Here is a 23,157-nt window from a genome sequence, read left to right on the forward strand (position 1 = left end):
AAGGTGACTTTCTCATCAGTGTGGCTGGTGCGGGTTCTGCGAATGCTCCATGGGCTCGCGTCCAGCGCACCAGTTCGATGAGGTTGGCTCAGCGACTCGGTTCTGTGGATGGAGAGCCGGAGTTTGTTGCAATGTCCCTCGATGGTCGCGTTTTGTGCGGAGTGACAACTGAGGAGTACGAGGTCTGGATTGTGACGGCGCTGATCGAGTAGGTGCCGTCAGGTGAAATCGCAGAGGCCCCACCGGATTGTTTCGGTGGGGCCTCTGGGGTGTCTGACGGCAGTAGTTGACGGCAACGTCAGCGGACGGGGACCGCGCAGAGCGGTGGTTCCTCGCCGTCGTCGGGCTCACCGGTGATCTCGGCGGGGTCGCGGAGGGCGTTGCCGAGAAGGTCGATGGCGTCGCGTTGGAGGCGGAGCCGGACGTGGGCGTACACCGTCGCGGTCACGCCGATGTGGGCATGGCCCAACACTTCCTTGATCACGACGAGTTCGACGCCCTGCTCCAGGAGGAGGGTCGCCGCCGAGTGCCGGAGATCATGGAAACGAGGGCGGCGCAGCCTTGCGCGGCGGAGCAGGGTGGTGAAGTGCCGGGTGAGGGTGGCGCTCTCGATCGGGGAGCCGTCGAGCCGGTGAAGACGTAGCCGCTCGCCAACGGGCGGCCAGCTGTTGTAACCGGAGGCTACAACACGACTGCCATGAGGGTTCGCTGTCGTCTCGAACGACATGTCGAACGGTGCCTTTACTGAAGCCTGCTCGGTGAACGCACTCGGAGGCGACCCCGGTAACGTGGTCTTTACTTCGCTGATTCTGCGTGCGGCTCTCCTCGATCTGGGCGCAGCGGTGTCCGACCACGACGTGGATCTGGCGGTTCGGCGGATCGAGGACGAGGTCATTGCACAGGGGCGCCTTTCGGAGTTCTCGGCCGCCGCGGCCCGGTGCCTCGTTCATGGACTGTGGACATTCACCGGCCACGCGCTCGGAAGAGCGCTTGAGACACCGGCGCCGACCTCGTCGGGAAACGCCGCCTGGGACGATCCACACTCAGCGGGGCGGGCAAGCGTCGGGGAGTGCTTGAAGGAGGTCTCCCTCGGTTTCCCCGCGAATTGCGAGATCCTTGAGGTGTCGAAGGACACCGACTGCGGAGTTCTGCCATCGATCTCATCCTGATGTGTGGACTGCACGATCATCGCCTCACACCAGCGCCAGGTTCGCCCTGCGTTCGGCAATGATTTCCGGAGAGTTGGCAGATCTGCGCGATCCAACTCGCGGCTTCGCTCGCGAGTTGGATCGGGCGTAGCCGTATCCGGCGATCCGGCGCCTGGCGTTCAGCTCCGCAGGGCCGGGTGGTCGGCTACTACCGTGGCGCTGCCCGGGGCGATCTCCGTGAAGCCCGCGTCGCGGACCAGGGGGAGGCCGCTGGTGGTGAGTGCGTGCCAGTGGGCGGGGGTGGCGGTGCGTACGGCGAGGGGGAAGTCCGCGGCGTGCCAGGCCTTGCGGTCCGTCTCCGACAGTTCCCACCAGGCCAGTTGGGCGCCGTGGCCGGCCTGGGCCATGGCCTTGCCCGCGGACATGTCCAGTTCGGGGTTGAGCCAGAGGACCGGGTGCGCCGGGTCGGGGGCGGGCGGGGGCTCGGGGTCGGTCAGGTCGGTGCCCGAGACCTGGAGCTTGGCCAGGTCCTTGGGCCAGCCGTCGAGCGGGACCGGCGGGAAGACCCGTACCTCGGCGGGCGGTACGTCCTGCGCCGAGGGCCCCGTACCGATGACCGTCAGACCCGGGAGCGCCGAGGCCCGGCGCCACTCCGCGCCGCGCGCCCGCCGTACGACCTTGCGGATCCGGGCGTCCTGCCAGTCCCGTATCGCCTGCGCCCACTCGCCCTCGTCCAGCGACCGCTCGTCGGAGAGCATGACCAGCACCGCGCGGGCCGCCGTCTCCAGCGCGTCGGTACGGGCCGGAGGCGTGGCCTTCTCGATGTGGACCACCAGCGGCAGCACGAACTGCGGGGCCTCGTCGCGGCCCGTCCGCTCGTGCCGGAACGGGCTGCCGGTGCCGGTGCCGGCGTCCGTGCCGGTGTCCGTGCCCGTGGCGGTGCCGCTGTCGGTACTGGTGTCCGTGCTGGTGACGTCGTCGCTGTCGCTGCTCACCGCTCCAGTCTGCCAGCCGCTCCGCCCCCGCCTCCCGCCGGATGATTGGCGGAATGGGACCCTCCGGGCGAGGATGCACGGCATGAAGAGCGACCTTTTCACCGCGGACCACCTGGCACAGCCGGCGACCGCCCCGGGGATGACCCTCCAGAACGCCAAATCGATCAAGTACGCCGTCAACGGCGAGATGCACGCGCGGCAGGGTTCCATGATCGCCTACCGGGGCAGTCTCCAGTTCGAGCGGAAGGGCCAGGGCCTCGGCGGCATGCTCAAGCGGGCCGTCACGGGCGAGGGCCTGCCGCTGATGGCCGTCCGCGGACAGGGCGAGGCCTGGTTCGCCCACGAGGCCGCCAACTGCTTCATCGTCGACGTGGAACACGGTGACTCGCTCACCGTCAGCGGCCGCAACGTCCTCTGCTTCGACCCGACCCTCGCGTACGAGATAAAGACGGTGAAGGGCGCCGGTGTGACCGGCGGCGGACTCTTCAACAGCGTCTTCACCGGTTACGGCAAGCTCGGTCTGATCTGCGAGGGCACCCCGATCGTGATCCCCGTCACCGCGCAGGCGCCGGTGTACGTCGACACGGACGCGGTCGTCGGCTGGAGCACCCAGCTCGGCACCTCGCTGCACCGTTCGCAGTCCGTCGGCTCGATGATCCGCGGCGGCTCGGGCGAGGCGGTCCAGCTCATGCTCCAGGGCGAGGGCTTCGTGATCGTCCGGCCGAGCGAGGCCACCCCGGCGAAGCCCGCCGCGCACTGACGATGGAACTCCGTGGGGTGGGCCGCCGTTACGGCCTCGGCGGCCCATGGGTGCTGCGCGGGATCGATCTCGACCTGCCTCCGCGCGCCCTGATCCGGGTCGAGGGCACCAACGGCACCGGGAAGTCGACCCTGCTGCGGCTTCTCGCGAGGATCGACACACCCACCGAGGGGCGTCTGACCGGCCGCCCCCGTACGGCGTACGTCCCCGAACGCTTCCCGGTCTCCCTGCCGTTCACGGCCCTCGGCTATCTGGTACATCTGGGCAGGATCCACGGGACCGGACGCGTGGCGGCCGAGGCCCGCGCCGTCGAGTGGCTGGAGCGGTTCGGGGCCGCGGGCCACGCCCGTACACCCATGTCCGAGCTGTCCAAGGGGACCAGCCAGAAGGTCGCGGTCGCCCAGGCGCTGCTCGCCGGGCCGGAGCTGCTGGTGCTCGACGAGGCCTGGACCGGACTCGACTCCGCCGCCCGTACGGAACTGGACCGCGCGGTCGCGGAGCGGATCGCGGCGGGCGGCACGGTCGTGTTCGTCGACCACGATCCGCTGCGGCTGGCGGGCGCCGCGGACGAGGTGTACGCCCTGGTGGACCGCGGACTGGTACGCCGCACGGCCGAGGCGCACGGGGACGGCGGCGGGCACGGGCCACGGGTACGGATCGTGGCCGTGGGACCGCCGGGGGCGGCGCCGCCCGGCGGACTGCCCGGTTCGCCGGTGTACGAGCGGGCAGCGGACGGGGCCGTGGCGCTGACGGCGCCGGCCGTGCACTCCGACGCCCTGCTGCGGGCCCTGCTGACGGCACGTCCGCCCTGGCACATCAGAGAGGTACGGGACATGGAGACAGGGGCCGACCGCTCACCGGCCGAGCGCCCACCCTCCGCCCGCCCACCGGGCGAGCCCCAACCGGCCGAGCCCCAACCGGCCGAGCCCCAACCGGACGTCCGCTCGCGGTCGGCCGCCGTGCCGCTCTCCCCGTCCGCCCCCTCCGTCACCACCACGAGGCACCCCTCCGTATGACCGCTCTGCTCCGCTATCAGACCGCTCTGCTGCTGCGCTCGCAGCGCTGGCTCCCGCCCGTCCTGCTGTACGGGATCTTCCTGGTGGTCGGGGTGCGCGCGGGGGAGCCGATTCTGGACTCGCTCGGCTACACGGCGGCGGCGCTGCTGCCCGTCACCGCCTGGCTGGTCCGTATCTGTGTCACCCAGGAACCGGCCGCCGCCCGCGCCGTCACCGCCGCCGCGCGGGGAACGGCCCGGGTCCATCTCGCCGCGCTGCTGGCCGCCGTCGTCGTCGCGGCCGTGCTCGGGACGGTCGCCACACTCGTCGTCACCGTGATCAGCGAGCCGAAGAGCGCGGACCACACCGTCGAGGTGTCCCCGCTCTCCGCGGGGACGGCCGGGCTGCTCGCCGCCATGGTCTGTCTGCTGCTCGGCGCGGCGGTCGGGACCCTGTGCGGCAGACCGCTGCTGCGCGGCCGTGGCTGGTCGGTCACGATGACGGTACTTCTCGCCCTGCTGGCCCTGGTGACCAGCGGATCGCCGGCGAAATACGCGATCACCGGGCTGGTGACCGGTTCGCGGACGGGGACCGTCGAACTGCCGGGAGCGGCGCTCGCGGGCGCCGTGCTGGTGGCGGCCGTGGCGGCGGCGGTGGCCTGCGGCCTCGCGACGCGCCGGGACTGAGTACGCTCGACGGTATGACTGAGGCCGGCACGACCGAGAAGACCGCCGTGGACCGGTCCACGGCGGAGGAGACCGCCTACGCGGACTGTGTGCACTGCGGAAAGCCGACCGAGTACCCGGAATCGGTCAGGGGCGCGACGCTCTGTCCCGTCTGCGAGTGGCAGGAGGCCCAGCGGATGGCCTGCTCGGGCTGATCCACCGGGGCTCCGCGTACTGGCGGCTGCTGGTGTCGCCGTTGCCGTCGACGGGTCCGGTACGGCCCCTCGCGCTCAGTGCCGCATCAGTTCGGAGACCTTGACGAAGCGGTAGCCGCGCTTCCGCAGCTCGGGCACGATCTTTTCGACCGCCTCCTCCGTCACCGGCGCCGCGCTGCGCGTGCAGTGCATCACCACCAGCGAGCCCGGCTTCACATCCTTGAGGACCTGTTCGGCGACGGCGTCCGCGTCCGTGGCGAAGGCGTCCCCGCTGACGACGTCCCACTGCACGGCGGTCACCTTGGCCGGGGCGAGGGCCCGGAGCGCGGTGTCGTCGTAGCAGCCGCCCGGGAAGCGGAAGTACGGCACCACGTTCCGGGCTCCCGCGTCGCGGAACGCGGCGAACGCGCGCCGTACGTCCTCGGCCATCTTCTTCTCGCCGACGGTCGGCAGCCCGTAGCAGTCGGCGGTGTAGGCGTAGTGGCTGTACGAGTGGTTGGCGATCTCGAAGTGCGGGTCGCCGCCGATCGCCTTCGCCTGGCTCGGATACTCCTCGGCCCACCGCCCGGTCATGAAGACCGTCGACGGTACGTCGAGCCGGCGCAGCAGCGAGATCAGGGCGGGATTGTCGAACTGCTCGCCCCGTGCCGCCCGGGGCCCCTGATCGGCCGTCATATCGGCGTCGAAGGTGAGTGCCACGGTCTTCCCGGCGGCCGGGGTCCCGCGCTTGAACACCGGCGTCAGCCCGCCGGGACCCGGGGCCATGGTCGGTGGCGAGCCGACCCCCGTACCCCCGGGCGCTCCGGCGGAACGGGAGCCGGGGAGCGAGGCGGGCGAGTCCGTACCGCCGGCGCATCCGGCGAGCGCGGCACCCAGGACGGCGGCGACGGCGAGCATGCGTACATATGTGGTCACTCACGGAAAATATAGGATGATCTGCCCGGAACGGGTGTGCGGCACTCGCGTGTACGGCACTCGCGCACCCCCGAGGCCGCCGGGCTCCGTCGTACGGCGGCCGTACGGCGGTCGTACGACGGTCGCGCGGCGGTCGTACGACGGTCGCGCGGCGGTCGCGCGGCGGTCGCGCGGTCAGGGCATCCTCAGCAGCCTGTCCCGGGCCCCCTCGACATCGAACCCGGCCTTCGGATAGGCCGGGTCCAGGGCTTCGAGATGTTCCAGGAGCAGGGTGCTGATCACCCAGTTGCGGTACCACTTGCGGTCCGCCGGGACCACATACCAGGGGGCCGCGTCCGTGGAGCAGCGTTCGAGGGCCAGTTCGTACGCCTCCCGGTACGCGGGCCACAGGGCGCGGTCGGCGATGTCGGCGGGGCTGAACTTCCAGTGCTTGTCGGGGTTGTCGAGACGGGCCAGCAGCCGGGCGCGCTGCTCCTCGTAGCCGATGTGCAGGAAGACCTTCACGACGGTCGTGCCCGTGTCGGCGAGCGACTGCTCGAAGAGATTGATCTGGCCGTAGCGGCGGCCCAGATCACGGCGGGGGACCAGCTCACGTACCCGGGTGATCAGGACGTCCTCGTAGTGCGAGCGGTCGAAGATACCGATCTCGCCCGGCTCGGGGAGAGCGCGTCTGACCCGCCAGAGGAACGGATGGCTCCGCTCCTCCGCGGTCGGGGTCTTGAACGCCCTGACCCGGCAGCCCGCGGGATTGAAATGCCCGATCACGTGCTTGACCGTGCCGCCCTTGCCACTGGTGTCCATGCCCTGGAGGACGAGCAGCAGCCGGCGGGTGCCGCCCGCCGTGCTCGCCGCGTACAGCCGGTCCTGGAGGCCGGCGAGACGTTCCGCCAGCCGGGCGGTGGCGGCGAGCCCCGCCGCCTTGTCCTCCGGGCCGCTCGGAATGGCCCTGGTGTCGTACGAGGAGAGGTCGACGGGCCCGTCCCCGGGGATGCGCAGCAGCTCGCGGAGGGCGGGCGGCGGCTGGTCCCGCCGCTCCTTCTTCTCCTGCTTCGCCGCCTTCCTGGCCACCGCGCACCCCTTCCGGTCGGATCGGTCGGTCACCCCAGGGTGTGCCGGACGGACGCGCTCCGCGACCGCTGAGCCGTCGGACAGCGCGCGCTCCCCGACCGCCGACCGCCGGGCCGGGCCGGGTCCGCCGGGGCGGGTCGGGGCCCGCCGGGGCGGGTCGGGGCGCCGGACTACCGCCAGGGGCCGGTCACCGCGAAGGTCGTACCCGGCGTATAGCAGTTGACGTACATCGTGGCGCCGTCCGGAGCGAAGGCGACCCCGGCGAACTCGCCCCACTCGGGGTCCTCCGGGGAGCCGAGGGACTGCGCGTTCCGCGCCAGCGCGTACACCTCGCCCTTGCGCGTCACGCCGTACACATGCTGCGCGCCCCCGCCGTCCTCGCACACCATCAGACCACCGCCGGGCGCGAGACAGATGTTGTCGGGGGACTCCCCCGGGAGCTGGACGTCCGTGCCGGGGCCGAAGACGATCACCAGGGTGAGCCGGCGCCGGTGCGGCTCGTACTTCCACACCTGTCCGAAGTGGTCCGCCGCCGAGCCCGCCGCGCGCCGCGCGAAGCTGGAGACGAAGTAGACCGAACGCCCGCCCCAGTAGCAGCCCTCCAGCTTCTGCGCGTGGGTGATGCCGCCGGGCCCGAAGTCCTGGAAGCGGACGGGTGTCCCCACGGCGAGCGGGTCCGGTACGGGGACCCACTCCACGCGGTCGAAGCTGGTGCCCGTCTCCTGGACGGCCGAGAGATCCGGCACTCCCGGCACCCGCATGGCCTCCAGGGCGCCGCCCGCGCGCAGCGATCCGGTGCCGCCGCGTGGTCTCTCCGGGAGGAAGCGGTAGAAGAGCCCGAACGGTTTGTCGAACGCGTCCTCCGTCTCGTACACGATGCCGCTGCCGGGGTCGATCGCGACCGCCTCGTGCTGGAAGCGGCCCATGGCGGTCAGCGGTACGGCTCCGGTACGGCGCGGATCCGCGCCGTCGACCTCGAAGACGAAGCCGTGGTCCTTGGTGTAACCGTTCGTACCGGCCTTGTCCTCGGTCTCCTCGCAGGTGAGCCAGGTACCCCAGGGGGTGGGCCCGCCCGCGCAGTTGACGGCCGTACCCGCGAGGGCGATGCGTTCGTCGAGGACATGACCGCGGCCGTCCACTTCGAGCGTCGTGCAGCCGCCCTTGCCCATCGGGTCGTAGGTGAGACCGGGGACGGCCGGGACGGGCAGCGGCGCGGTCTCGCGGTTCTCGTGGTTGCGCAGAAGACGGACCCGGCCGCGGCGGCCCGCGAAGGCGGCCATACCGTCGTGGTTGCCGGGGACCGTGCCCTCGCCCGAGCGGAGCGGATCGCTCTCCCTGGAGAGGACCTTGTAGCGGAATCCCTTCGGCAGATCGAGCAGACCGTCCGGATCCGGGACCAGCGGACCGTAGCCGTGGTGGCCCGGTTCCGGTGCGGCGGCGCTCGCGGTGCCGGTGAACAGCTCCGGTACGGCCCCGCTGAAGGCGATGGCCGTGGCGCCCGCTCCGGTGCGGGCGAGGATCTGACGTCGTGTTGCGGACATGAGGCAACTCCCTGTTGGCGGACAGGAGACGTGACCCGCTTGTGTGTACCACGTGTGCCGGGACACGTGAACCACGCGGGTCACGGCGTGCCCCGGGTGTCGGACGGGACATCAGGTCCGCGCGTGGCGCGTGTGGCGCGCCTGGGACATGTGCCGCCTGTGCTGCCTGTGCCGAAAGTGCCGCCTGTGCCAAAAGTGCCGCCTGTGCCGAAAGTGCCCGCGGTGCCGTCGTACGACGACGGCCGTGCCGCCCGGTCCGGTGGACGGGGCGGCACGGCCGGTGAGCCGGATTCCCGGATTCGGATCCGGGACCGCGTCAGGAGGCGAGCGACGCGCTCAGCGTGATGGACGTGCCCGAGAGCGCCTGGCTGACCGGGCAGTTCGCCTTCGCGTCCTCGGCGGCCTTGACGAACGCCGCCTCGTCGAGGCCGGGAACGGTGCCCTCGACCGTGAGGTGGATACCGGTGATGCCGGTACCGGGCTGGAAGGTGACATCGGCCTGCGTGGTCAGCTTGGTCGGCGGGGTGCCGGCCTGGGAGAGACCGTGCGAGAGCGCCATCGAGAAACAGCTCGAATGGGCGGCCGCGATCAGCTCCTCCGGGCTGGTCTTCCCGTTCGCCGTCTCCGCGCGGGAGGGCCAGGAGACCTCCTGGGCCGCGATGCCCGAGGAGTCGAAGGAGACGGTGCCCGTGCCCTGGAGGAGGTTGCCCTCCCAGACCGTGTGCGCCTGGCGCGTGGTGGCCATGGTGGAACCCTTCTGCTTGGTTCTGGGTAGTACGGACGCGACGCGATGACGCGGGTCACCGCGTCGCTGACCTGCTGACCCGCTGAATTTACCGACCTGCTTGAACCTGTCGACCCGCTGAACCTGTCGACCCGCTGAACCTACCGGGGCACGAGCCCCTGGGCGTCCCGGGCCAGTGCCGTCAACCGCGAGATCGCCCGGAAATATTTCTTCCGGTAGCCGCCGTTCAGCATTTCCTCGCTGAACAGCCGGTCGAAGGGGAGACCGGAGGCCAGCACCGGGATCTCCCGGTCGTACAGCCGGTCGGCGAGGACGACGAGCCGCAGCGCCGTCGACTGGTCGGGCACGGGAGTGACATCGGTGAGACAGACGGCCCGTACCCCGTCCGTGAGCGCGCCGTACCGGCTCGGATGGACCTTGGCGAGATGGTCGAGCAGCCCGGGGAAGTCGTCCAGACTCGCACCCTCGGTGGCATAGGCGGCCCTGGTCACCTGGTCGTCGGAGTACGGAGCGGGCGCCTCGGGCAGTCCGCGGTGCCGGTAGTCCTCGCCGTCGATACGCAGCGGGCGGAATCGCGCCGCCAGGCCCTGGATCTCCCGCAGGAAGTCCGCCGCGGCGAACCGGCCCTCGCCGAGCTTGCCGGGCAGGGTGTTGGAGGTCGCGGCCAGCGCCACACCCGAGTCGACCAGCCGGCGGAGCAGGCTGGAGATGAGGACGGTGTCGCCCGGGTCGTCCAGTTCGAATTCGTCGATACAGAGCAGCCGGTGGCCGCCCAGGGTCTCCACGGTCTGCTGGAAGCCCAGCGCGCCGACCAGGTTCGTCAGCTCGACAAAGGTGCCGAAAGCTTTCTCTTCCGGCGGGGCGGGGGTCGCGTGCCAGAGGGACGCCAGCAGATGTGTCTTGCCGACGCCGTAACCGCCGTCCAGATAGACCCCGCGCGGACCGGTGGGCGCGGCCGGCTTCCTGGCGAACCAGCGCCGGATACCGGACCCGGACCCGGCTCCCGGTCCGGAGCCGCCTCCGCCGGGGCCGTGCGCCCCGCCGAGACCCGCGGCGAACGTGCTCAGCGCCGTGACGGCCTGGGACTGACTGGGCTGACCGGGGTCCGGTACGTACGTGTCGAAACGTACGGAGTCGAAGCGCGGCGGCGGCACCATGTCCGCGACCAGACGGTCGGCGGGGACACGCGGCTCACGTGCGCGGAGGGCGACCGGGGTCGCTTCGGTGACCGACCGTTGGCCGGAGGCGGCGGTGGAGTACGACACAACTCTTCACTCTATGCGCCGTGCCAGACTGCTTCGCATGCGACGCCTGTTCCCTGTGACCGATCAGACAGTCCCGGCCGAGGACCGTGCCGAGGACCGGGAGTGGACGCTCGACGAACTGGCCGACGCCTACGCGTACCCCTCGGTGACGGCGGGAACGGCCGGAGCGGTGACCGCGGCCGGTGAGCTGACCGCGGCCGGTGGGCCTGCCGTGGTGGGGGCGGGCGGCGGGGGCAGGCCCTGGCTCCGGGCCAACATGGTGTCCACCCTCGACGGCGCCGCCCAGCACGACGGCCGCTCGCAGACCATCTCCTGCGCCGCCGACATGCGGATCTTCGGGACCCTGCGCGGACTCGCCGACGCGGTGGTGGTCGGCGCGGAAACGGTTCGTCTGGAGGAGTACCGGCCCGCCCGCGCCCGGGAGGCGTTCGCCGCGCGCCGCGCGGCGGCCGGCCAGGGCCCCGCACCGGCCATCGCGGTGGTCAGCGCCGGTCTTCACCTCGACTTCTCGCTGCCGCTGTTCAGCGAACCGAGTGTCCCGACCCTGCTGCTGACCGGCGCCGAGGCCCCCGTGGCCCGGATCCGCGACGCCGAGAAGGCGGGCGTGGAGGTGGTGATCGCCGGGGAGGGGCCGGGCGTGGACCCCGCCCGCGCCGTACACGCCCTCGCGGAGCGGGGCCTCGTACGGCTCCTCACCGAGGGCGGGCCCCGGCTGCTGGGGCAGTTCGTGGCGGCGGGCGTGCTGGACGAGATGTGCCTGACGGTGTCCCCGACGCTCACCGCGGGGTACGCGCAACGCATCGCGGGGGGCCAGGGTCCCGCGGTACCCGAACGGTTCGCCCTCGTCTCGCTCCTGGAGCAGGACGGGTTCCTCTTCAGCCGGTACCGACGCGTCTGACAATCAGCGGAATTCGCCGTTCCGGTTAGCTTCCGGTGGGCAGACTTACTCTCGCAGACCCCGTGCGGGCACGGGGAAGGATGGTTTCAGCAGTGGGGCCGGACGGTCCATGAAGACGAAGGGCGCCTGTCGTGTTCACAAGCGTACTGATGATCGAGAAGCCCCTGACGCCCGAGGACGTGGAATTCGTCACCACCCTCCATGGCGACGAGCCGGTCTCCTTCGTCGTGCTCATGCAGCCCCGCGGAGATCAGGCGGATGTGCTGCTGCGCGCCATCGACGATGTCGCGCTCGGCGAGCTGAGGGATGCCGCCCGGGAGGGCGACACGCCGGAGGGCGCGCAGGCCAGAGGTCCCGCGGAACTGGCCCTCCAGGCATCCCTGGCCGCCCTGCGCGCCCAGGGGTCCGAGGCCACGGGCCAGGTCGTGGAGGAACATCCGCTCGACCACCTCAAGGGGGTCGTGGAGGAGTGCGGCGCCGACGAGGTGATCGTGCTGACCGAGCCGCACTACGTGGAGGAGTTCTTCCACCGGGACTGGGCGTCCAGGGCCCGCCACAAGGTCGGTGTTCCGGTGCTCAAACTCTTCGCCCACAGCGAATAGGCTGGGACGACACATAAAACTTGACGCTCCGCCCCCGCGCGCACCTGGGAGAACCACCTATGGCACCGGCCCCCGCTGTCCCCGCCGACATGGAACGACCGCACTTCATCGGTATCGGCGGCGCCGGAATGTCGGGTATCGCGAAGATCCTCGCCCAGCGCGGGGCCAAGGTCGCGGGCAGTGACGCGAAGGAGTCGGAGACCGCGGAGGCGCTGCGGGCCCTGGGCGCCACCGTGCACATCGGCCACGCCGCGGCGCATCTCGCGGACGACGCGTCGTGCGTGGTCGTCTCCAGCGCCATCCGCGCCGACAACCCCGAGCTGGCGCGGGCGGCGGAGCTGTCCGTACCGGTGGTGCACCGCTCGGACGCGCTGGCCTCGCTGATGGCGGGCCTGCGGTCGATCGCCGTCGCGGGCACCCACGGCAAGACGACCACGACGTCCATGCTGGCCGTCGCCCTCACCGAGCTGGGCCTCGACCCGTCGTACGCGATCGGCGGCGATCTCTCGGGGCCCGGTACGAACGCGCGGCACGGCGAGGGCGAGATCTTCGTCGCCGAGGCGGACGAAAGCGACCGGAGCTTCCAGAAGTACGACCCCGAGGTCGCGATCGTCCTCAACGTCGAGCTGGACCACCACGCGAACTACGCGTCGCTGGAAGAGATCTACGAGTCCTTCGAGGCGTTCGCCGCCAAGATCGTCCCGGACGGCACCCTGGTGATCTCCGCCGACCAGGCGGGCGCGGTCGAACTGACCTCGCGGGTCCGCGCGCGGCCGGGGGTCAAGGTCGTCACCTACGGTGAGGCCGCGACGGCGGACGTACGGGTTCACAAGATCACCGCACGTGGGCTGACCAGCGAGGTCACCGTGCTGCTCGACGGCCGGCCGCTGACCTTCACCGTCTCGGTCCCGGGCCGGCACTACGCGCTCAACGCGGTCGCCGCCCTCGCGGCCGGGGTCGCGCTGGGTCTCCCCGCGCACAATCTGGCCTCGGCCCTCGGCAAGTACACCGGTGTCAAGCGCCGCCTCCAGCTCAAGGGCGAGGCCGCCGGCGTCCAGGTGATCGACTCGTACGCGCACCACCCCACCGAGATGACGGCCGACCTGGAGGCGATGCGCGCCGCCGCGCCCCCCGGCTCCCGGCTGCTGGTCGTCTTCCAGCCGCATCTCTTCTCCCGGACGCAGGAGCTGGCCACCGAGATGGGCCAGGCCCTCGCCCTCGCCGACGCCTCGCTGGTCCTGGAGATCTATCCGGCCCGCGAGGACCCCATTCCCGGTGTCACCAGCGCCCTGATCACCGACGCGGCCGTGGCGGCGGGCGCCAGTGTGACGGCCGTACCCGACAAGGACGCGGTCGCCGACGCCGTGGCGGGAATGGCGGGACCCGGTGATCTCGTTCTCACCATGGGCGCCGGAGATGTCACGGACCTCGGTCCGCGCATCCTGGCCCGTCTGACCGACTGAGGAGAGCGCATGTCGTACGACATCGACAAGCCGGACGAGCAGTGGCGCGCGGAGCTGTCCCCCGCGGAGTACCAGGTACTCCGCAAGGCCGGCACCGAGCCCGCCTTCACCGGCGAGTACACGGACACGAAGACGGCCGGTGTCTACTCCTGCCGGGCGTGCGGCGCCGAGCTGTTCCGCTCGGACACGAAATTCGAGTCGCACTGCGGCTGGCCGTCCTTCTACGACCCGAAGGACACGGACGCGGTCGAACTGATCGAGGACCGCTCCCACGGCATGGCCCGTGTCGAGGTCCGCTGCTCCCGCTGCGGCTCGCATCTGGGCCATGTCTTCGAGGGCGAGGGCTACCCGACCCCGACGGACCAGCGGTACTGCATCAACTCGATCTCACTGCGGCTGAGCCCGGACGAGAGCTGAGCCCCGGCGAGAGCTGAGCCCCGGCGAGAGCTGAGCCCCGGCCGTGACCGGCACCCGTCGAGGGGTGCCGGTCACGGCCGGGCCTGCCAGGAGCGCCGGTCACGGGCGGTCGTCGCGCGGTTCGTCCGTGGCGGGGGTGCGGGAGCGCCCGCCGAAGCGGAAGCCGAGCCGGCCCAGGGCGCCCGGCCTGTTCCACGTTCTGAACTCCTCCACCTTGCGGCCGTCCGTACGTTCCAGACAGCGCTCGACGGCGGCGACATCGCCCGCGGACAGCGCCCGCACGGCCGGCCGCAGCACCTTGTCGAGCAGGGCCGTACGGGTCTGGTCCCAGGTCTTGTTGGCGCCGGGGAGCGCGGTCCAGGTGGTGAAGCAGTGGGCCGCGAACGCCGGTACGGTACGGAGCCGTTCGCGTACGAGATCGTCCCCGGCCGCCCTGCGGTACGCGTCGGTGAGATCCGCGTCGCCGCAGTGGACCAGGGCGTAGAGCTCCCCCTCCGGCCGCTTCTCGGAGATCAGCTGACGGCAGAGAGCACCGAACGCCTGATCGAGCACGCCTGGTTCGACCGGCTCCGCCATGGCACGCAGCGTGAGCGCCCGGTCGGTCCAGCCGGGGCCCGCCCGCCCCGCCGTGAGATCCCCGGCGTATTCGAGAAGCTGGAGAGCGCTCCGCACGCGCGGTTCCAGCTCCTCGCGGAAGCCGCGCAGCAGGTCGTGGGCGAGAGCGGGCGAGTCGGGACTGTCCCCCGGACCTTCGAGCGCGGCCCTGACGAGGGTCTGCCAGGTTCCGGCGGTCCGGTGGGCGTCCGAGCCGGTCTCCGTCAGCAGCAGCCGGGCCTCACCCGGGGTCGGCGCGCCGTCGGCCCACACCAGCCGGGCGGCGGTGCGCAGGACGAGGGGATCGGCGAACGGGGAGACACCGCAGGCCCGCAGCACGGAGCGCAGAACGGTGACACGGCTGCCGTCCGCGGGCGCCGCGACGGCCGAGCCCGCCACCTCCGCGCACATCCGCAGATGGGGTATGGCCTGGACCTCCGTGAGAGGAAGGTCGATACGGTCGAACAGGCGGGCGGCGGCGGGCGGGTCGTTCGCGGCGAGGCCGTCGAGTTCGCTGAGCAGCGCGGTGCGCAGATCGAAGTACTCCTCCAGCGCCGTCCGTACGGCCGGGGTGTACACGGACACCGGATCGGCCGTCAGCGCGCGGGAGAGCCGGTGGGCCAGGGCGGGCAGCAGATCCGCGCAGTCCACCCCGAGCAGTTCGGCGACGCGCAGCAGCTCCGCCGCCCGTGAGGTGCCGGCCGGGCCGGCCGGGTCCGCGCCGTCGCCTTCCGCGATGCCCGCGCGGAGTTCGGGGGCCAGCTGGTCGGCGAGGCTCCGCTTGAGGTCCGGGGGGAGCGACACGATGTGCAGGGCGGGCAGTTCGAGCCCGGCGGCCGGGTTGCGGACGGCCTCGGCCAGGACGAGCGCCGCGAGGGGCGCGGTCGTACGGGCCGGAGCCCGGTCGCCGAGCACGGTGAACAGACGAGCCAGCGCGGCCGTCTCGGCCGCACCACGGTCGACTGCGGGCGCGGTCAGGGCCTCGGCGAGCTGATCGAGCCGCTGCCCGTCCAGCGCGTTCGCGTGCTCATTGGCCCAGACGGCCGCCGCCGTACGGCCTTCCGTGCCCGGGGCCATCCCCGCGCAGAGCGCGGCCACGGCGAGCGGGCCGGGAGCGAAACGGCCGCCCGGCAGCGTCGCCGCCTCCGCGAACAGCTCGGGAGCCCTGCCTAGCCAGATTCGCGCGGCGATCTCGGCCCAGACATCCACGACGGGCGTGTCCTGTCCGGCCGCGCCCGCCGGCCGGGGCGCCGTGCAGTCGATCACGCGGTAGCGGTGGTCGAGCCCGGCGAGTTCCCGTGCGTCGTCGGGCAGCACACCGATGATCTGCTGCCCGGCCCGCTCGGGACGCCGGGTGTAGGTGGTGAAGGTCAGCCGGTGGGCACTCGCGCCCGGTAGTACGGCGTCGGCCAGCGCGATCCACCGGGCCACGTCGGCGCTGTTCCGCTCCACGAGCACGAGCCGCGGCGCCGTCTCCTCCTCGGCCAGCCCGCGCACGGCGGCGAAGAAGCGGGCGAGCCAGGTCGCGCGGGAGGCGGCGAACGACACCAGCTCACGCCGGTCGAAGCCCCGCGACGAGGGCGGCCGGTCCAGCGGCGGGAGCGCCCCGCCGTCCGGCGTACCGGCCACCCACTGCGGTGAGTCCCAGGCGCTGATGGGCGGCGCTCCCGTGAAGAGCGCGGCATCGGGCGGCAGATGGACGGCGTGGCCGTGGAAGGTGCCCCAGACACCGGTGAAGTCGGCTCCCGCGTAGACCGTCCTGGCCAGCAGGCGGCTGCCGTCGGAGAGCACGCTGTAACTCAACGACTGGGGAAACGAGGTGAGTTCGGCGGCGGTCGCACGCAGCGGCGCGCTGGGCGGCGGCTCGTACGCGAGGAGCTGCTCGGCCTCCTTGAGGAGCGACTCGGGGACGCCGGGCGTGACCGCCGTGAAGCGGAAGCCCGGCCCGCCGGGGGCGGGTGATCCGTCGGCGTCCGGCACGGCGGAGGTGCAGTGAAGCTGTGCCAGGCTCATGCGCCGGCCCCTTTCGGACCGCGCCACCGGGCCACCGGGGCACGGCTGGAGGAGCGGGGGCGGATGACGGTCGTCATGTCAGCGAACCACCAGGTGAGCGGGGAGGGTTGGGCGAGAGGCCGGCCGTCGGCCGCCGACCGCCCGGTCTCGCGGATGACCGTACCGGCGCGACGCGGCCCGGCACCACTCGGCCCGGCACTGCCGCACCGTCGGCGAGGCGGGCCGGGCGGTACGGGGCGGGGTGCGCCGGTACGGGGTGTTCACTCCACGAGCGTTCATCTCGGCAGATCCCAGCAGATCTTCCGCCGCGGCGGCGGAGTTTTCGGAATTCCGGTCCGGCCGGGTGACCGCCGCTTCAGCCCGGCCGCCGGGCGGCGGCCTGTCGGACCGGCGGACCGGAGCAGGTCTGGACGGCCGGCCGGAGCAGGTCTAGGCGGCCGGCTGGAGCAGGTCCCAGAGGTTGCCGTAGAGGTCCTCGAAGACCGCGACCGTGCCGTACGGCTCCTGGCGCGGCTCCCCTACGAAGCGGACTCCCGCGGCGCGCATGCGCGCGTGGTCGCGGGCGAAGTCCTCGGTGTAGAGGAAGAAACCGACCCGGCCGCCCGTCTGGGCGCCGACGCTCGCCCGCTGGGCACTGTCCTTGGCGCGCCCCAGCAGCAGACCGGTGCCGTCGGAACCGGGGGGACGGACCACGACCCAGCGGGAGCCGTCGCCCCGGTCGGTGTCCTCGACCAGTTCGAAGCCGAGGGAGCCGGTGTAGAAGGCGATGGCCTTGTCGTAGTCGTCCACGACGAGGGTGATGAGGGCGATGAAGGACATAAGCAGAAGTTATACGTATGACTCATGACCGGGCAAGATGGAACAATGCCGGCCATGGATGCCCAGCAGATCGCCGAGCTGACCGCCCGCGCCCGTCGGCTCGCCGACCCGGCGCGCGGCGGCGTCCCTGTCGTCCCGGGCGACCCGCTCGCCGCCCTCGGCGCCCCGGGCGACGATCCCGCCGCCCACACCGATCCCACCGATCCCACCGCCCCCGCAGGTCGGCCCGCCGTCCCCGGCTCTTCCTCCACCCGCCCCGGCGGTCCGCGTCCTCCTGGACCCCGGCGCATCCTCGGAATCGCCGGGCCGCCCGGCGCGGGGAAGTCCACCCTCGCCGCCGCGCTCGTCGACCGGCTCGGCGGGCTCGCCGTACTCGTCCCCATGGACGGATTCCATCTCGCCCAGGCCGAGCTGAACCGTCTCGGGCGGGCCGGCCGCAAGGGGGCGCCCGACACCTTCGACGCCACCGGCTATACCGCGCTGCTCGCGCGGCTGCGCGCCCCCGAGCCGGGCACCGTCGTCTACGCGCCCGCCTTCGACCGCTCCCTGGAGGAACCGGTGGCGGGCAGCATCGCCGTCGGGCCCGAGATCCCGCTCGTCATCACCGAGGGCAACTACCTGCTGCACGACGCCGGTCCCTGGGCCCCGGTCCGCGCGCTCCTCGACGAGGTGTGGTTCCTGGAACTCGACCCCGTGATACGGGTCGCCCGTCTCGTGGACCGGCATGTGGGCCACGGGAAGGACCGGCCGTACGCGGAGCGCTGGGTCAGAGAGTCCGACGAGGCCAATGCCCGTCTCGTGGAGCGTGGCCGGGACCGCGCCGATCTCGTTGTCCCCCTCTCGGACTAGCATCGGAGGTACGACGATCACCGGGCATGAGCGGAGGCGATGGAGTGGGGCTGTTCCGGCGGGGACCGAAGCGTGACAGTCGCGACACGACACCGAGGGACGCGGCCTTCCCCTTCTTCTCGGCCGACGAGGCCGCGCGCTTCCGCGGCCAGGTCCGGGAGGCCTTCGCGGAGCGGGGGCTGGAGGTCACGCTCTACGCGGACATGGTGAAGGACAGCGCCGGCCGCCAGTTCGGTCTGGGCAATCTCGCGGCCGTCTGCCACAACGACGACCGTGGCCCGCGCGTCTGGGGCACGCTGGTCCGGCGGCATGTCGGCATGGTGCTGCGCACCATGGACGCCCCCTCGGCCCTGGACACCCTGGCCCCGGAGCAGATCCGCGCCCAGCTCTATCCCCGGGTGATCAGCCAGGACGGCCTCGACCCGCAGACCTTCGGCTATGCGCGCTCCGTCGCCCCCGGGCTGTACGAGGTCCTCGCCCTCGACCTTCCCGAGAGCGTCATGATGCTCACCGACGACGCGCTGGAGCCGCTCGGTGAGACCAGGCAGCTGCGGGAGCGGGCCCTGCACAACCTCCGTGAGCTGCCGGTCGAGGGCCGCGAGACCGTCAAGGACTCCGACGGGACCCGGTTCGAGGTGGTGCTCGGCGACTCCTTCTACACGGCGAGCCGGGTGCTGGCCCTGGAGACGGTCGTGGAGCGGCTCACGGGCCGGCCGATCCCCCCGGAGGGCGCGCTGGTCGCGATGCCCTTCCGCCATCAGCTCGCCTTCCATGTCATCCGCGACAGCACCATGATCCCGTCCTTGAACGCCATGGCCTCCTTCGCCGCCTCCGGGTACGCGGACACACCGGGGGCGATCAGCCCGTACGTCTACTGGTGGCGGGGCGGCAAGCTCACCCAGCTCAGCGATGAGGACGAGGACGGCGAGGGGCTGCGGATCGTGGTGGGCGAGGACTTCCAGGAGCTGCTGGAGCGCCTGGTGGACCAGGACCCACCGGACAGGACCTAGCGATCACGGGAAGTCCCGCCCGCCGCACGGCACTCGGCGCACGGAGGTCCGGTGCGCGGAGGTAACGCGCGCGGCGCCCGTGAGGCCGGTATCCGGACGCCCGGCGCCCGGCGGATGAGCGTCCGGTACGTGCCCGCCGCCTCGCGCGCGTCGGGTCCGGCCGTCATCCTCCCGCCAGGATCACCCCCGACTCCGGCGGCAGCCGCAGCACCCCGTTCCCGTCCGGCGGTCCGACCGGCTCCCAGGCGGCGAGCACCCGGCCGCCGCCGTGCTGGATCCTGGTGCCGCCCAGCGGGATCCGCACCGGTTCGGCGGAGAGATTCACCGCGATCCGCAGATCGCCTCTGCGGTACGCCAGCCAGCGCGCCTCCTCGTCGTACGCCACCTTCGTGGCGGCCAGATCCGGATCGGAGAGATCCGGCTGACCGTGGCGCAGGGCGATCAGCTCGCGGTACCAGGCCAGCAGCCGCGCGTGCGGCTCCTTCCCGGTCTCGGAGCGGTCCAGACAGGAGCGCTCCCGGGTCGCCGGGTCCTGGGGGTCGGGGATCTCCTCCGCCGCCCAGCCGTGCGACGCGAACTCCCGCCGCCGGCCCGTCCGTACGGCCTCGGCGAGCACCGGGTCGGGGTGGTCGGTGAAGAACTGCCAGGGTGTGGAGGCGCCCCACTCCTCGCCCATGAAGAGCATCGGCGTGCTCGGCGCGGTCAGCACGATCAGCGCGGCGCAGGCCAGCAGTCCGGGGGAGAGGGTGGCGGAGAGCCGGTCGCCGAGCGCCCGGTTGCCGATCTGGTCATGGGTCTGGGCATAACCGAGGAAGCGGTGCGCGGGCGTTCTCGTACGCTCGACCGGACGGCCATGGGTCCGGCCCCGGAAGCTCGAATACGTGCCGTCGTGGAAGAAGACCCGGGTGAGGGTCTTGGCGAGCGCGGCGAGCGGCTCACGGGCGAAGTCGGCGTAGTAGCCCTGGGACTCACCGGTGAGCGCGGTGTGCAGGGCGTGGTGGAAGTCGTCGTTCCACTGGGCGTGCACACCGAGGCCGCCCTCCGCTCGCGGAGTGGTGGTGCGGGGATCGCCGAGATCGGACTCGGCGATCAGGAAGAGCGGCCGGCCCAGATCGGCGGAGAGCGCGTCGACGGCCGTCGACAGCTCTTCGAGGAAGGTCAGCGCGCGATGGTCGGCGAGGGCGTGCACGGCGTCGAGCCGCAGCCCGTCGAGCCGGAAGTCCCGCAGCCAGGCAAGCGCGCTGCCCAGGAGATACGCCCGTACCTCGTCGGAACCGGGGGCGTCGAGATTGACCGCGGCGCCCCAGGGCGTGTGATGGGTGGTGGTGAAGTACGGGCCGAAGCGCGGCAGATGGTTGCCGGACGGTCCGAGATGGTTGTGCACCACGTCCAGTACGACACCGAGGCCCAGTCCGTGCGCCGTGTCGACAAAGCGCTTGAGTGCCTCGGGACCGCCGTAAGGCTCGTGGACCGCCCAGAGCGACACCCCCTCGTACCCCCAGCCGTGGGTCCCGGGGAACGGGCACACCGGCATCAGCTCGACATGGGTGATCCCCAGCTCGGCCAGTGGCGCCAGTTGCTCCGCCGCCGCGTCGAGGGTGCCCTCGCGGGTGAACGTGCCGATGTGCAGCTCGTACAGGACCGCGCCCGGCAGCTCGCGGCCCCGCCACGGGGTGCGCCACTCGTACGCGGCCTGGTCGACGACGGCGCTGGTGCCGTCGGGTCCGTCCGGCTGGCGGCGGGAGCGGGGATCGGGGAGTACGGGGCCGCCGTCGAGCGCGAAGCCGTACCGCGCGCCGTCGGCGGCGGACGCCTCGGCGGTCCACCAGCCGTCCCGCTCCGGGTCCCGGTCCATGGGCAGCTCGGTGCCCTCCAGCCGCAGTACGGCCCGTTCCCTCGCCAGTGGTGCCCACACCTCGAACTGCACGAGCGCTTCCCCCTCGTCGTCGGGCCGGCTGTGCCGCCCCTTCGGCGGGCCTTGCCCCCGCCCTGTTCCAGGCCCCTTCGGCTTGTCCCTCTCATGGTCGCAAGAGAGACGGCCCCGGGCCCGGTGATCGGGGCGAGTCGGGTGGAGGAGCGGTGGAGCCCCGGTGGAGGCGGCCGGGGCCGAGGCCCGAGAGGCCCGGCCCGCCGCTCCGGGTGAGGTGGGGAGCGGCGGGCCGGGCCGGTGCGGGTGCCGACGGGGGGGCGAGCCCTCGTCAGGGGCGTACGGGCCCCGTTCACGGGATCACGGAACGGATCACGGGCCGGGGACCGGGGATCAGTGGACCGAGCAGGGCGCCGTGGCGGCGGTGTCCGGCGGTCCTCCGGAGGCGACATAGCTGAAGGTCGTGGTGGCGCCCGCCGCCAGCGAGCCGTTCCAGTCGGTGTTGTGGACCATGACCTCCTGTCCTCCGTAGGTGGCGGTGCCGTTCCAGAGACTGTCGACCCGCTGGCCGGTGGGCAGGGTGAACTCGACCATCCAGCCGAGGATCGGGTTGGCGCCGGTGTTCTTCACCGTGATCTCGGCCTGGTAGCCGCCGGACCAGGAGTTGGTGGTCCTGCGGGTCGCGGTGCAGAGGGCCGTGGGGTCGGTGGGCGGGTCGGTCGGGGGCGTGGTGCCGGGTTCGCCGACGCCGGTCACCTCGCCGTTGCCGCCGTCGAAGACCACGTCGGAGCAGCTGTAGAAGGTCTCGTTGCTGTCCGAGCGCTGCCAGACCATATAGATGACATGACGGCCGGTCTTGCCGCCGGGCAGGGTGCCGCTCCACTTGTACGCGCCGTTCACGGTGCCGACGGTGCCGGTGACCGCCGGGTGGTCGACGGTCAGGAACGGCTGCGACTCCAGATCGTCCCAGGTGAAGGTCCTGGTGGGGTCGAAGCCGTCCTTGGTGACATAGACGTAGAACCAACCGGGGTGCGCCGCCCAGGCGTTGTACGAGAAGTCGAGCCGCGCGCCGGAGGTGAGATGGGTGAGCGGCCAGTCGTTCCTGGCCTGGTTGAAGCCGGAGAACGTGGTGTTGCCGCCGCCGCAGAGCTGACCGTCGGGGATGAATCCCTTCGTCCGGCCGGCGCCGTCGGAGCGCAGTACGGAGAACCAGTTGTAGAGCGGGGTCGTACCGCTCTGCGCCACGGCGGCCTTGCAGGCCGGGTTGACGGGCTTGATCTCACCGGTGCTGGTGAGCCCGTCCCGCCAGCACATGAAGGTGCGGCTGGCGGGCTGCATGGGGGTGCCGTGGGCGGTCGAGGTCCCGCTCCCGCCGACGATCAGCAGAAGGGCGGGAAGGACGGCGAGCAGGGCGAGCAGTACCACTCTGCGCGGGGGTGACAACCACAGTGGGGGGCGAGTCATCGCACAAGTCCCTTCGGCGTGATCATGACAATCGAATGTGACTGGGAGCGCTCCCAATTCGGAACGTAGCGCCGGTGGGTCACTCTGTAAACGCCTTGCGTATGGAAATTTCCTGAGGTCGGGGCGGGAACGTCCCCCGTAACGGGCGTGATGACGCGCGTAACAGTGGGCCACGGTGCGCCCGTTCCGTCTGGACACCTCAGGGCCGTCCGGCGGACAATCACACGTGTGACGTCCTCCTTCGAGTTCCACACGTATCCCGCGCGGCTCTCCGACGCCGAGCGCGACCGTGTTCTGGCGGTGCTCAGGGAAGGCGCGGCGCAGGGCATGCTGTCGCACGACACCTTTCTGCGCCGGATGGATCTCGCGCTGGCCGCGCGGCGGTCGGACGAGCTGAAGGTGCTCACCGCGGATCTGGAGACCGAAAGCCCTTGGTCACGGCGGCTGTTCGGCGCGGTGAGCCGGGTGTCCGCGTTCTCCGTACGGCTGCGCAGGGCCTGGCAGGCGGAGCGGCTGCCGAAGTTGCTGCTGCCGCGGCCGGGTCCGTATCCGCTCCGTATCGGCCGCGATCCGATGAACGGACTGAGGCTCAGCCATGACACGGTCTCGCGGCTGCACGCCGAACTGAGCATGCAGGGCGGGGTGTGGGTGCTGCGCGATCTGGGCTCGACGAACGGCACGACCGTCAACGGACGGCGCGTGACCGTGACGGCGGTCGTCCACGACGGGGACCTGGTGAGCTTCGGGCAGATGAGTTTCCGGCTGGCCGCGGACTGAGCGCGGCTCCGCGCCGGACGCGTTTTTGTCCCCCCTCCAAGTGGTCCGCGCTTCCCCGGTGGTTGCCGAAGA

22 protein-coding genes and 1 pseudogene are annotated in these 23,157 nt (G+C 71.9%); 12 read left to right on the forward strand and 11 right to left on the reverse strand.

Annotation, left to right across the window (positions count from 1 at the left end; all coding sequences use genetic code 11):
- Window positions 1-298 precede the first annotated feature (298 nt).
- Window positions 299-622: pseudogene (locus ACWGDX_RS01965) on the reverse strand (tyrosine-type recombinase/integrase); the annotation flags it as partial.
- A gap of 136 nt (window positions 623-758) precedes the next feature.
- On the opposite strand from ACWGDX_RS01965, the gene ACWGDX_RS01970 reads away from it, so the two are divergent.
- On the forward strand, window positions 759-1,169 hold the full coding sequence (locus tag ACWGDX_RS01970; protein WP_453621246.1) for a hypothetical protein: 411 nt from the start codon (window positions 759-761) through the stop codon (window positions 1,167-1,169).
- A 158-nt stretch (window positions 1,170-1,327) separates the two neighbouring features.
- On the opposite strand, the gene ACWGDX_RS01975 is transcribed toward ACWGDX_RS01970, so the two are convergent.
- Window positions 1,328-2,143: a peptidyl-tRNA hydrolase gene (locus ACWGDX_RS01975; RefSeq protein WP_453621248.1), complete on the reverse strand. Its 816-nt coding sequence runs from the start codon at window positions 2,141-2,143 to the stop codon at window positions 1,328-1,330.
- An 82-nt stretch (window positions 2,144-2,225) separates the two neighbouring features.
- Here ACWGDX_RS01975 and ACWGDX_RS01980 point away from each other — a divergent pair, with 82 nt between their 5' ends.
- From ACWGDX_RS01980 to ACWGDX_RS01995, 4 genes are read left to right on the forward strand one after another with little or no spacing between them, the layout of a single operon-like run.
- A complete protein-coding gene (locus ACWGDX_RS01980; RefSeq protein ID WP_453621250.1) occupies window positions 2,226-2,903 on the forward strand; it encodes an AIM24 family protein in 678 nt (225 codons plus the stop codon).
- A 2-nt stretch (window positions 2,904-2,905) separates the two neighbouring features.
- Window positions 2,906-3,919 (forward strand): ATP-binding cassette domain-containing protein, encoded by a 1,014-nt coding sequence (locus tag ACWGDX_RS01985; protein WP_453621252.1) that lies wholly within the window; start codon window positions 2,906-2,908, stop codon window positions 3,917-3,919.
- Complete coding sequence (locus ACWGDX_RS01990) at window positions 3,916-4,584, forward strand: ABC transporter (protein ID WP_453621254.1); 669 nt, start codon at window positions 3,916-3,918, stop codon at window positions 4,582-4,584. Before ACWGDX_RS01985 ends, ACWGDX_RS01990 begins: the two co-directional genes overlap by 4 nt.
- Before the next feature lie 14 nt (window positions 4,585-4,598).
- Window positions 4,599-4,778, forward strand: coding sequence for a hypothetical protein (locus ACWGDX_RS01995; protein WP_453621256.1), 180 nt, complete (start codon window positions 4,599-4,601; stop codon window positions 4,776-4,778).
- 75 nt (window positions 4,779-4,853) lie between these two features.
- On the opposite strand, the gene ACWGDX_RS02000 is transcribed toward ACWGDX_RS01995, so the two are convergent.
- From ACWGDX_RS02000 to zapE, 5 genes are all read right to left on the reverse strand, one after another.
- Entirely contained in the window at window positions 4,854-5,675 is an 822-nt protein-coding gene (locus ACWGDX_RS02000; RefSeq protein ID WP_453621430.1) for a polysaccharide deacetylase family protein, read from the reverse strand.
- A gap of 192 nt (window positions 5,676-5,867) precedes the next feature.
- Window positions 5,868-6,761 (reverse strand): polyphosphate kinase 2 family protein, encoded by an 894-nt coding sequence (locus ACWGDX_RS02005; protein WP_453621258.1) that lies wholly within the window; start codon window positions 6,759-6,761, stop codon window positions 5,868-5,870.
- A gap of 170 nt (window positions 6,762-6,931) precedes the next feature.
- Window positions 6,932-8,302 (reverse strand): alkaline phosphatase PhoX, encoded by a 1,371-nt coding sequence (locus tag ACWGDX_RS02010; RefSeq protein ID WP_453621260.1) that lies wholly within the window; start codon window positions 8,300-8,302, stop codon window positions 6,932-6,934.
- Window positions 8,303-8,618: 316 nt separating this feature from the next.
- Window positions 8,619-9,047 (reverse strand): OsmC family protein, encoded by a 429-nt coding sequence (locus ACWGDX_RS02015; protein WP_453621262.1) that lies wholly within the window; start codon window positions 9,045-9,047, stop codon window positions 8,619-8,621.
- A gap of 140 nt (window positions 9,048-9,187) precedes the next feature.
- The gene (zapE, locus tag ACWGDX_RS02020) at window positions 9,188-10,312 is read right to left on the reverse strand and encodes a cell division protein ZapE (RefSeq protein ID WP_453621264.1); all 1,125 of its coding nucleotides are present in this window, start codon (window positions 10,310-10,312) and stop codon (window positions 9,188-9,190) included.
- 37 nt (window positions 10,313-10,349) lie between these two features.
- On the opposite strand from zapE, the gene ACWGDX_RS02025 reads away from it, so the two are divergent.
- From ACWGDX_RS02025 to msrB, 4 genes are all read left to right on the forward strand, one after another.
- A complete protein-coding gene (locus ACWGDX_RS02025) occupies window positions 10,350-11,210 on the forward strand; it encodes a pyrimidine reductase family protein (protein ID WP_453621266.1) in 861 nt (286 codons plus the stop codon).
- Between the two features lie 131 nt (window positions 11,211-11,341).
- Entirely contained in the window at window positions 11,342-11,812 is a 471-nt protein-coding gene (locus ACWGDX_RS02030) for an indole-3-glycerol phosphate synthase (protein ID WP_363082279.1), read from the forward strand.
- A 59-nt stretch (window positions 11,813-11,871) separates the two neighbouring features.
- On the forward strand, window positions 11,872-13,275 hold the full coding sequence (murC, locus tag ACWGDX_RS02035; RefSeq protein WP_453621268.1) for a UDP-N-acetylmuramate--L-alanine ligase: 1,404 nt from the start codon (window positions 11,872-11,874) through the stop codon (window positions 13,273-13,275).
- Between the two features lie 9 nt (window positions 13,276-13,284).
- A complete protein-coding gene (msrB, locus tag ACWGDX_RS02040; protein WP_453621270.1) occupies window positions 13,285-13,692 on the forward strand; it encodes a peptide-methionine (R)-S-oxide reductase MsrB in 408 nt (135 codons plus the stop codon).
- A 99-nt stretch (window positions 13,693-13,791) separates the two neighbouring features.
- Here msrB and ACWGDX_RS02045 read toward each other — a convergent pair whose 3' ends face one another.
- Both ACWGDX_RS02045 and ACWGDX_RS02050 read right to left on the reverse strand, forming a co-directional pair.
- Window positions 13,792-16,299 carry a GTPase-associated protein 1-related protein gene (locus tag ACWGDX_RS02045; RefSeq protein WP_453621272.1) on the reverse strand — a complete coding sequence of 836 codons (2,508 nt, stop codon included), beginning with the start codon at window positions 16,297-16,299 and terminating at the stop codon, window positions 13,792-13,794.
- A 429-nt stretch (window positions 16,300-16,728) separates the two neighbouring features.
- Window positions 16,729-17,118: a VOC family protein gene (locus ACWGDX_RS02050; protein WP_453621274.1), complete on the reverse strand. Its 390-nt coding sequence runs from the start codon at window positions 17,116-17,118 to the stop codon at window positions 16,729-16,731.
- A 288-nt stretch (window positions 17,119-17,406) separates the two neighbouring features.
- Between ACWGDX_RS02050 and ACWGDX_RS02055 the strand changes: the two genes are divergently transcribed.
- Window positions 17,407-17,967 carry a nucleoside/nucleotide kinase family protein gene (locus ACWGDX_RS02055; RefSeq protein WP_453621432.1) on the forward strand — a complete coding sequence of 187 codons (561 nt, stop codon included), beginning with the start codon at window positions 17,407-17,409 and terminating at the stop codon, window positions 17,965-17,967.
- Window positions 17,968-18,011: 44 nt separating this feature from the next.
- Window positions 18,012-18,977, forward strand: coding sequence for a hypothetical protein (locus ACWGDX_RS02060; RefSeq protein WP_453621434.1), 966 nt, complete (start codon window positions 18,012-18,014; stop codon window positions 18,975-18,977).
- Between the two features lie 163 nt (window positions 18,978-19,140).
- Here the strand turns inward: ACWGDX_RS02060 and treZ are convergent, their stop codons facing one another.
- Together treZ and ACWGDX_RS02070 are read right to left on the reverse strand one after the other, a co-directional pair.
- Entirely contained in the window at window positions 19,141-20,904 is a 1,764-nt protein-coding gene (treZ, locus tag ACWGDX_RS02065; RefSeq protein ID WP_453621276.1) for a malto-oligosyltrehalose trehalohydrolase, read from the reverse strand.
- A 333-nt stretch (window positions 20,905-21,237) separates the two neighbouring features.
- Window positions 21,238-22,308, reverse strand: a complete 1,071-nt coding sequence (locus tag ACWGDX_RS02070; RefSeq protein ID WP_453621278.1) for a lytic polysaccharide monooxygenase auxiliary activity family 9 protein — start codon at window positions 22,306-22,308, stop codon at window positions 21,238-21,240.
- A 228-nt stretch (window positions 22,309-22,536) separates the two neighbouring features.
- Between ACWGDX_RS02070 and ACWGDX_RS02075 the strand changes: the two genes are divergently transcribed.
- Complete coding sequence (locus ACWGDX_RS02075; RefSeq protein WP_453621280.1) at window positions 22,537-23,085, forward strand: DUF1707 and FHA domain-containing protein; 549 nt, start codon at window positions 22,537-22,539, stop codon at window positions 23,083-23,085.
- Window positions 23,086-23,157 lie beyond the last annotated feature (72 nt).

Source organism: Streptomyces sp. NPDC055025, from assembly GCF_053608565.1.

Excerpts from the sequence above, each read along its gene's own strand:
- ACWGDX_RS02000 (WP_453621430.1), bottom strand. The coding sequence starts at position 5,675 with ATGCTCGCCGTCGCCGCCGTCCTGGGTGCCGCGCTCGCCGGATGCGCC.
- ACWGDX_RS01985 (WP_453621252.1), top strand. The coding sequence starts at position 2,906 with ATGGAACTCCGTGGGGTGGGCCGCCGTTACGGCCTCGGCGGCCCATGG.
- ACWGDX_RS01990 (WP_453621254.1), top strand. The coding sequence starts at position 3,916 with ATGACCGCTCTGCTCCGCTATCAGACCGCTCTGCTGCTGCGCTCGCAG.
- ACWGDX_RS02025 (WP_453621266.1), top strand. The coding sequence starts at position 10,350 with ATGCGACGCCTGTTCCCTGTGACCGATCAGACAGTCCCGGCCGAGGAC.
- ACWGDX_RS02070 (WP_453621278.1), bottom strand. The coding sequence starts at position 22,308 with ATGACTCGCCCCCCACTGTGGTTGTCACCCCCGCGCAGAGTGGTACTG.
- msrB (WP_453621270.1), top strand. The coding sequence starts at position 13,285 with ATGTCGTACGACATCGACAAGCCGGACGAGCAGTGGCGCGCGGAGCTG.
- ACWGDX_RS02045 (WP_453621272.1), bottom strand. The coding sequence starts at position 16,299 with ATGAGCCTGGCACAGCTTCACTGCACCTCCGCCGTGCCGGACGCCGAC.
- ACWGDX_RS02015 (WP_453621262.1), bottom strand. The coding sequence starts at position 9,047 with ATGGCCACCACGCGCCAGGCGCACACGGTCTGGGAGGGCAACCTCCTC.
- ACWGDX_RS02010 (WP_453621260.1), bottom strand. The coding sequence starts at position 8,302 with ATGTCCGCAACACGACGTCAGATCCTCGCCCGCACCGGAGCGGGCGCC.
- ACWGDX_RS01980 (WP_453621250.1), top strand. The coding sequence starts at position 2,226 with ATGAAGAGCGACCTTTTCACCGCGGACCACCTGGCACAGCCGGCGACC.
- ACWGDX_RS01995 (WP_453621256.1), top strand. The coding sequence starts at position 4,599 with ATGACTGAGGCCGGCACGACCGAGAAGACCGCCGTGGACCGGTCCACG.
- murC (WP_453621268.1), top strand. The coding sequence starts at position 11,872 with ATGGCACCGGCCCCCGCTGTCCCCGCCGACATGGAACGACCGCACTTC.
- ACWGDX_RS02050 (WP_453621274.1), bottom strand. The coding sequence starts at position 17,118 with ATGTCCTTCATCGCCCTCATCACCCTCGTCGTGGACGACTACGACAAG.